The sequence below is a fragment of the Hyphomonas polymorpha PS728 genome (genome assembly GCF_000685315.1).
Lineage (GTDB): Bacteria > Pseudomonadota > Alphaproteobacteria > Caulobacterales > Hyphomonadaceae > Hyphomonas > Hyphomonas polymorpha.
This window is the reverse complement of the sequence record NZ_ARYM01000013.1, coordinates 127,556-134,292: the sequence shown is the minus strand read 5'-3', so window position 1 is coordinate 134,292 and position 6,737 is coordinate 127,556. Positions and strand designations below refer to the sequence as shown.

The window sequence follows — 6,737 nt, the reverse complement described above, 5'->3', positions numbered from 1 at the left end:
CCGGGGTTACCGGCGCGGTTCAGCGTTGCCAACATTCCGCTCATTAACAACTGAAATTCCGCTCGCCCACTCAGTCAACTGAAATGGGGAACTAATTGCGTCTACATTTAGGTTTCCACACTGCCCATGTGGATGAACAATATCAATATAGTTCGTATAGTGATCGTATTGAGACTCGGTGTTTTCAAATTGTCGATCAAGCACATACTCAAGAATTCCATCATAATTGAAGGATATAATCTTGATTTTATTCTCAGGAGAGACGGTTCCAGACCTAATTCCGTGCCTAATTAAATTGATTAACAGGTGTATCCAATTTCTCTGCTTAGCGCTGACCGTTCTAACTTCTAATGATTTTGGAGAAATCTTTTCGCCTTGTAGATCATAAGTCCGCTTCATAATTTCCACTGCAATGCAAATCTTGATCACATCGGAATAGCTAGGATTTTCAACGATAAAGTCGTCAATCGTTTCAGAAGTTTGATTTAGTAGAAGCCCACAAAGATTCCTTAGCCTGCGAAGATCTTGATTTATTCCGCCTACGTCCAAAGTTCTGTTTACCGAATCCCAATGCCGACTAAGAACCGCGCCAAAGTAAGGTTGCCGCCAAAACTGACTGTTTGAACTAAATGTCGATCTAACAAAGCGCTCCAGTTCGTAAGCTAAGCGCCCCTCTGTTCCATCAACAAAATTCCGGTCGGCACTCAAGCCCGCTTGAATATTTGGAATCATTCGTGCGCCCTGAGGGACCCCAAATGGCGCAGAAACCCCGGCACCCAAGATCAGCACTGACCTTTTCGCGCAAATCGACAACTGCGCCCCCCCTATCATGGCTCACTTTGGTGAGAACTGCCCCTCGCAGGCGGCATCACCGCATACCTATTGATAAGAAGGGCGCCGCACCGTTCTCTTCAATAGAATCAGTATTGGCTGTCCTATCCCTTCTTCTTGTTCGGCCGCTGCGTCAGCGCTGATGCAGCAAGAGACTTGATCTCCTTGTTCGAAAGCGAACCCGGCTTCTGAAGTCCTTTGGAAGCGATAGTCCCGACCTTGGAGCCAGTCTTTTCATTCTTTGCCATGATCATTCTCGTGACAGAATCACTCACGCCCCATGCGCGAGGACTATATCAAGAACATATACTGTTTTTTAAGAGAACAAAAGTCCCAATTTCTCAAAACTTCCCCTTCAACTCCACCGTAAAAATCGGCCCGAACGCTCGGGAATATTCCTCCGTGCGCACCAGCGCCCCGTTGCGGTCACCATCATAGACGCGGCGCCAGTAGGTGTCTTTCTGGTTGGCGAGGTTGCCGATGGCCACGGTGCCGGTCATGCCGGCGATGTCCTTGTGTTCCAGATAGGCCATCAGGAAAGGCGGCTCGTTGCCTGACAGTTGCGTGTCGGAAAGCTGGTAGAACGGCTCCTGCTTGAACCCTTCCAGGATCACGCCCCAGGCAATATCCGTCTTCGGAACATCCTGGCGCAGCTCGATATTATAGTCCCAGATAAGGTGGCCATTTATCGAGCGGCGGATGCCGGTCACCGGATCGTCTGCCTCCGTATCAAAATAGCGGCCCGTGGCGGTAATCTCTGCGCCGGTGAACCCCAGCTTGCCGAGCTTCAGCGTCGATTCGGTTTGCACCGACCAGGCCGTGGCGCTGTCGATATTGCCCGGCCCCGCCCCCTGCCCGATCGGCACCTGGTCCACCACGTCCTCCAGGTCCACATAGAGGAAGCGCACAGTCGAGGCGCCCCATTCGCCGAAAGTCTTCTGCGCCTCCACCGAATAGCGCCAGGACTGGCTGGGCACGATTTCCTCATTGCCGGACTGGCCATTGCCAAGGTCCAGGTCCACCGAGGAAATGAAGTCGTAAAAGTCGAGCTGGCCCACGCGCCGTTCCACCTTGCCAACCAGTTTCAGCGTGTCGCTCTGCTGCCAGGAAAGCGTGGCAAAGCCCTTGGGCCGGGTAAAGCTGCGCTTGTTTTCCGCGTCGCCGGTCTGTTCGAGCTCGGAATATTCCAATCCGCCGGAAAGCTGCAGGTTGAGTTTGGGCGAAAGCTGGCGCCCATGGGTGAGGATCACCTCGCCCCGGCGTTCCTCCACGCGGCTGTTGGCCAGGTGCAACGGCACCGGCAGCAGAGGCCCGCCGCCAATGGCTTCATCCAGCGCGGTTTCCGCCTCCAGGAAGTTGAACGCGCCCTCGGCGGAAATCTGCCAGTCGCGCCCCTTCCCCGTCTGCAGGGCATATTCGCTGCGCAGGATGTATTCGCCCTCGTCCACGGTCTGCTCGAAATTGGACGCATACTGACCAGATCCGTCGAGCCCGCCCATCAGGAACCGGTCAACAAACGGGCTGTGCTCATGGCGCACAAGGCTGATGAGTTTCAGCCGCCCCGGCCCCAGGCCGAATTCATAATCCCCGCCGATTTCGGCGTTCCACTCATCCTCCGCGCCCTGGAAAAGGCGCCGCCCCTCCACCCCGCCCAGCGGATAGGTCTTGGAAATCTGCTTGCGGTCCACTTCCCACACGCCCGCCCTGGCGTTGAGGTTGGCAATCGCCCCGCTGGCCGGTTTCCAGGAGAGCGACCCGGCCACGGAAACATCATCCCCCACGCGGGTGAAATCCTCCCGGCGCTGTTCCAGAAGGTTGCCCTGCCCGTCCTGAATGAGGCGCCAGCCGGCATCGGCGCCCCGCTGCGGCGCGCTGGCCGCCTCCAGGCTCCAGCTCAGCGCCCCCCGGCTGCCCGCCAGCGTCAGCGTGCCTTCGTTGAAGGAGGGCGGCAGGTTTTCCCGCAGGCGGATCTTGTAGCGCCAGGTGCCGTCCATCGTGCCTTCGCCATCGGTGATCACATTGACCACCTTGCCGGTCAGGCCGGGAATGTCGGTCTGCGTTCCGTCCAGCACCTCGATGCGCACCACCCGCGCCGCCGCGACCCGGCCCAGCTCGGCTTCCGCCCCGTTGGACTTGGCCGAAACCCGCTGCCCGTTGATCAGCACGTTGCCGCGCGCCTGGCCAAAGCCCCGGTTGCCGCTGTCATCGCTCTGGATGGCAAAGCCCGGAATGCGGCGCACCATGTCCAGCGCCGTCACCGGGCCATACTGGTCAAAGTCTGCCGGCACATAGGCGGAACGGTCCGTTCCGCTCGCGGCGGGGCTGGCGTCCGGCATCACCGCCACCGCCGTCTCGGCGCCCGCAGGCCCCATCAGCGCCATCACGGCAAGGCTTCCCATCAGCAGCGGTTTTATCGGCATCGGCATTTCCTCCCACACTTTCCGAGCCGCCTGCTTGACAGCGCCGCTCAAATATCATTTCCGTTTTTCGGTATCGATTTCTCGATCTTCAATAAGGTTGAGGCGTGGTCTCATGAGACTACACATGTAGTCAACCTCTTTTTGAGCGCGCAAATAATAATCACTCGCGAAAATCAGGCCGGGCTCTGGCCACCCAAGCGGCGGAACGCCCGGTTTTTCTGGCGAACCGGCACGCGCCGACCGCCATCCCGCCCGAACATGATATTTCGGTAATCCGCCACAAAACGGCCCTGCCCCCGCCTGACAGCCGCCGCGGCCCGCGTCTTAAGTCGCTGTTCACCGTGTCAGGCCATCAACTGGACGAGAGCGCGGCAGTAAGCGGCAGAAGGAATTTCCCATGAAACGGGTAGCAGTGATCTATGGCGGCTGGTCTTCGGAACGGCCTGTGTCCTTGTCCTCCGGCCAGCAGATGGCCGCTGCCGCCCGCAAGGCCGGCTACGGCGTCACCGAGATCGACGTCACCCGCGACCTCGCCGCCCAGCTCGCCGAAGCCAAGCCCGATGTGGTCCTCAACGGCTTGCACGGCCCCTGGGGCGAAGATGGCTGCGTCCAAGGCGTGCTGGAGGTGATGGGCATCCCCTACTCCCATTCCGGCGTGCTTGCCTCGGCTCTGGCCATGGACAAGCTGAAATCGAAAGCCGTTTACCGCTCGGCCGGTCTCGATGTCGCCGCCGACAAGCGCGTCACCCGCGCCGAGGCCGCAGCGGCCCACGCCCTGCCCCCGCCTTACGTGATCAAGCCGGTGAATGAAGGCTCCAGCTTCGGCGTGCTGATCGTGCGCGAAGGCGCCAACGGCCCGCCCCAGGAACTCACCGGCCCGAACTGGCGCTATGGCGATTATCTGATGGCCGAAGAATACATTCCCGGCCGCGAACTCACCGTCGCCGTGCTGGGAGACAAGCCCCTCGCTGTCACTGAAATCACGACCTTAAGGGACTATTACGATTTTGATGCAAAATACGCGGCTGGCGGATCAAGACATGTGATCCCGGCAGACCTGCCGGCCCATGTGACGAAGGCGGCGATGGACGCTGCCCTTACGGCGCACAAGGCCCTGGGCTGCCGCGGAGCAACGCGATCAGACTTCCGCTATGATGAACAGAAGGACCGGCTCGTGATCCTCGAGACAAACACCCAGCCCGGCATGACGCCGACCTCGCTCGTGCCTGAGCAGGCCGCGCATATCGGCATGGCGTTCGAGGAGCTTGTCGCCTGGATGATCGAGGACGCTTCATGCCAAAGATAGAGCGCAACCAGACCGTCCCCGGCGGGCGCCGCCGCGCCCCCGCCACGATCATCGACGAATCCACCGGCGAGGAAGTCCGCGTCTCCTCGGTGATCTTCGGCATCGTGATGCTGATCGCCATCCTCGTCGCCACCGCCGCCTGGATGGGCGGGTCGATGTCGCAGATCGGCTCGCGCTTTGGCGGCTTCATGGACGATACCGCCCGCCTTGCCGGGGTCGATGTGCGCTCGGTGTCGGTGATCGGTCTGGAGCTCAATCCGGCGCTCGCCGATGAAGTGCGCGCCGCCGCGATGATCGAGCCGGGCGAAAACATGTTCCGCGCCGACCCCTATGTCATCCGCCGCCGCGTCGAATCCACCAAGAAAGTCCTCAATGTCCGTGTACACCGTCTCTGGCCCGGCCAGGTGGTGATCCTCGCCGAAGCGGCTGAGCCCGTCGCCCTCTGGCATGACGGGCGCGACTGGAAGGTCGTCGATGGCCTCGGCCGCATCCTGCCGGACGCAAAGGCCGAAGATCACGGCCACCTGCTGCGCCTCGCGGGTCTCGGCGCGCCCACCGCCGCGCCCCAGCTCACCCGGGCGCTCGCCGCGTCACCAGACATCAACGATCGCGTCGCCGTCGCCACCCGCGTCGGCGAACGCCGCTGGGACATGCGTTTCGTCAGTGGCGTGACGGTTCGCCTGCCCGAAGACGAAGCGCTTGAGCCCGCGCTTGACCGTCTCGCCAAACTGCAGGTGCGCACCGCCCTCACCCAGCGCCCGCTGGAAATGATCGATCTGCGCTCGCGCAACCGGGTCTATCTGCGCGCCACGAAGGAAGCCCAGCTCGCCCACCCGCTTACCCCCGCCGGCGAGCGCACCTGATGGCAAACCTGTCGGCCAAACGTCTCGCCCGCCTGCAGAGCCAGCGCGCCGGCACGGTTGCCGCCCTTGATATCGGCTGCTCGAAAACCACCTGCCTGATCGGCCGCCCGGATGGCTCCGGCCCGCGCCGCATCCAGATCCTCGGCGGCGGGCGCCAGCAGACACGCGGCTTCAACGGCACCGGCATCACCGACATGGAAGGCCTTGAGCGCACCATCCGGGTTGCCGTGGAAGATGCCGAGCGTGAAGCGGGCGAACCGATCAGCGAAGTCATCCTCGGCGTCAGCGGCCCGCAGGTCACCTCCTGCCTCGTCGAAGCCCAGATCGAGCCGGGCGGCCGCGCCGTCACCGCCCGCGATGTCCGCCGCCTGCACACTCAGGCCATGGCCCGCGTGCCACAGAAGAATGCAGACATTCTGGCCGCCTGGCCGGTCGTCTACACGATTGACCGCGCCGCCGGCCGCGTGCGCCAGCCCGTCGGCATGATCGCCGGCACGCTGCACGTGCGCATGGCCGTAATCACCGCGCCCAAATCCATGGTGCGCAATCTCGTTGAATGCGTTGGCCGCGCCCATCTCGGCGTCACCAAGCTCGTCCCCTCTTCCATCGCGTCGGGCCTTGGCACGCTGATCGAGGACGAGCTGGAAAACGGCACCATCTGCGTCGACATGGGCGCCGGCATCACGGCTGTCTCCGTGTTCCTCAACGGCGCGCCCGCCTGGCTCGGCCTCGTGCCTGTCGGCGGCCAGCATGTCACCGCAGACCTTGCCCAGGGTCTTGGCACCACCTTTGCCGCCGCCGAGCGCATCAAGACCGTCTTCGGCACGGCCGACCTGGAAGGCCCCGGCCTTGCCGAACGGGTCGAGGCCGCCCGCCTGGGCGATGATGGCCGCCTGCACGCCACCCGCACCGAGCGCGGCGAGATCGCGCGCATCATTGCCCCGCGCATCGAGGAAACCTTCGAACTCGTCGCCCAGATCCTGGAGACCAGCGATGTCCGCAAGGTTCTCCCCCACCGCGTCGTCCTCACAGGCGGCGCCAGCCAGCTTCCCGGCATCCGCGAAGTCGCCAGCCGGTACCTGCGCGCGCCCGTGCGCCTCGGCAAACCGGTGATTTCGGAGTTTCTTGGCGAGACACTGGCAACACCGGCTTTCTCCACCGCGTCCGGCCTGATACTCTATCCGGAGTTGGGGTATGCAGATGCTGCGCGGGCTGGCGTGGCATCAACAGAGGATGCTGCCGGATCGGGCACTTGGGTGAATGCTGCGCTGCGCTGGCTGAAGGACAACTTCTGAGGAACTTTCCCGGAATTTTTCT

At 62.0% G+C, this 6,737-nt stretch carries 6 protein-coding genes; 3 read left to right on the top strand and 3 right to left on the bottom strand.

Features of this window, described 5'->3' with window-relative positions; all coding sequences use genetic code 11:
* Nucleotides 1–6 precede the first annotated feature (6 nt).
* From HPO_RS20545 to HPO_RS12405, 3 genes are all read right to left on the bottom strand, one after another.
* Nucleotides 7–789 (bottom strand): hypothetical protein, encoded by a 783-nt coding sequence (locus tag HPO_RS20545; protein WP_157532809.1) that lies wholly within the window; start codon nt 787–789, stop codon nt 7–9.
* 146 nt (nt 790–935) lie between these two features.
* Entirely contained in the window at nt 936–1,079 is a 144-nt protein-coding gene (locus HPO_RS20840) for a hypothetical protein (RefSeq protein ID WP_199285921.1), read from the bottom strand.
* Nucleotides 1,080–1,172: 93 nt separating this feature from the next.
* Nucleotides 1,173–3,251, bottom strand: a complete 2,079-nt coding sequence (locus HPO_RS12405; RefSeq protein WP_035599195.1) for a TonB-dependent receptor plug domain-containing protein — start codon at nt 3,249–3,251, stop codon at nt 1,173–1,175.
* Between the two features lie 397 nt (nt 3,252–3,648).
* Between HPO_RS12405 and HPO_RS12400 the strand changes: the two genes are divergently transcribed.
* The 3 genes from HPO_RS12400 to ftsA are packed head-to-tail and all read left to right on the top strand — an operon-like array spanning nt 3,649 to nt 6,715.
* Nucleotides 3,649–4,557, top strand: coding sequence for a D-alanine--D-alanine ligase (locus HPO_RS12400; protein WP_035599192.1), 909 nt, complete (start codon nt 3,649–3,651; stop codon nt 4,555–4,557).
* On the top strand, nt 4,545–5,420 hold the full coding sequence (locus tag HPO_RS12395) for a cell division protein FtsQ/DivIB (protein WP_035599190.1): 876 nt from the start codon (nt 4,545–4,547) through the stop codon (nt 5,418–5,420). Before HPO_RS12400 ends, HPO_RS12395 begins: the two co-directional genes overlap by 13 nt.
* Nucleotides 5,420–6,715 carry a cell division protein FtsA gene (gene ftsA, locus HPO_RS12390; RefSeq protein ID WP_035599187.1) on the top strand — a complete coding sequence of 432 codons (1,296 nt, stop codon included), beginning with the start codon at nt 5,420–5,422 and terminating at the stop codon, nt 6,713–6,715. Before HPO_RS12395 ends, ftsA begins: the two co-directional genes overlap by 1 nt.
* Nucleotides 6,716–6,737: the final 22 nt, after the last annotated feature.

Excerpts from the sequence above, each read along its gene's own strand:
- ftsA (WP_035599187.1), top strand. The coding sequence starts at position 5,420 with ATGGCAAACCTGTCGGCCAAACGTCTCGCCCGCCTGCAGAGCCAGCGC.
- HPO_RS12395 (WP_035599190.1), top strand. The coding sequence starts at position 4,545 with ATGCCAAAGATAGAGCGCAACCAGACCGTCCCCGGCGGGCGCCGCCGC.
- HPO_RS12400 (WP_035599192.1), top strand. The coding sequence starts at position 3,649 with ATGAAACGGGTAGCAGTGATCTATGGCGGCTGGTCTTCGGAACGGCCT.
- HPO_RS12405 (WP_035599195.1), bottom strand. The coding sequence starts at position 3,251 with ATGCCGATAAAACCGCTGCTGATGGGAAGCCTTGCCGTGATGGCGCTG.
- HPO_RS20840 (WP_199285921.1), bottom strand. The coding sequence starts at position 1,079 with ATGGCAAAGAATGAAAAGACTGGCTCCAAGGTCGGGACTATCGCTTCC.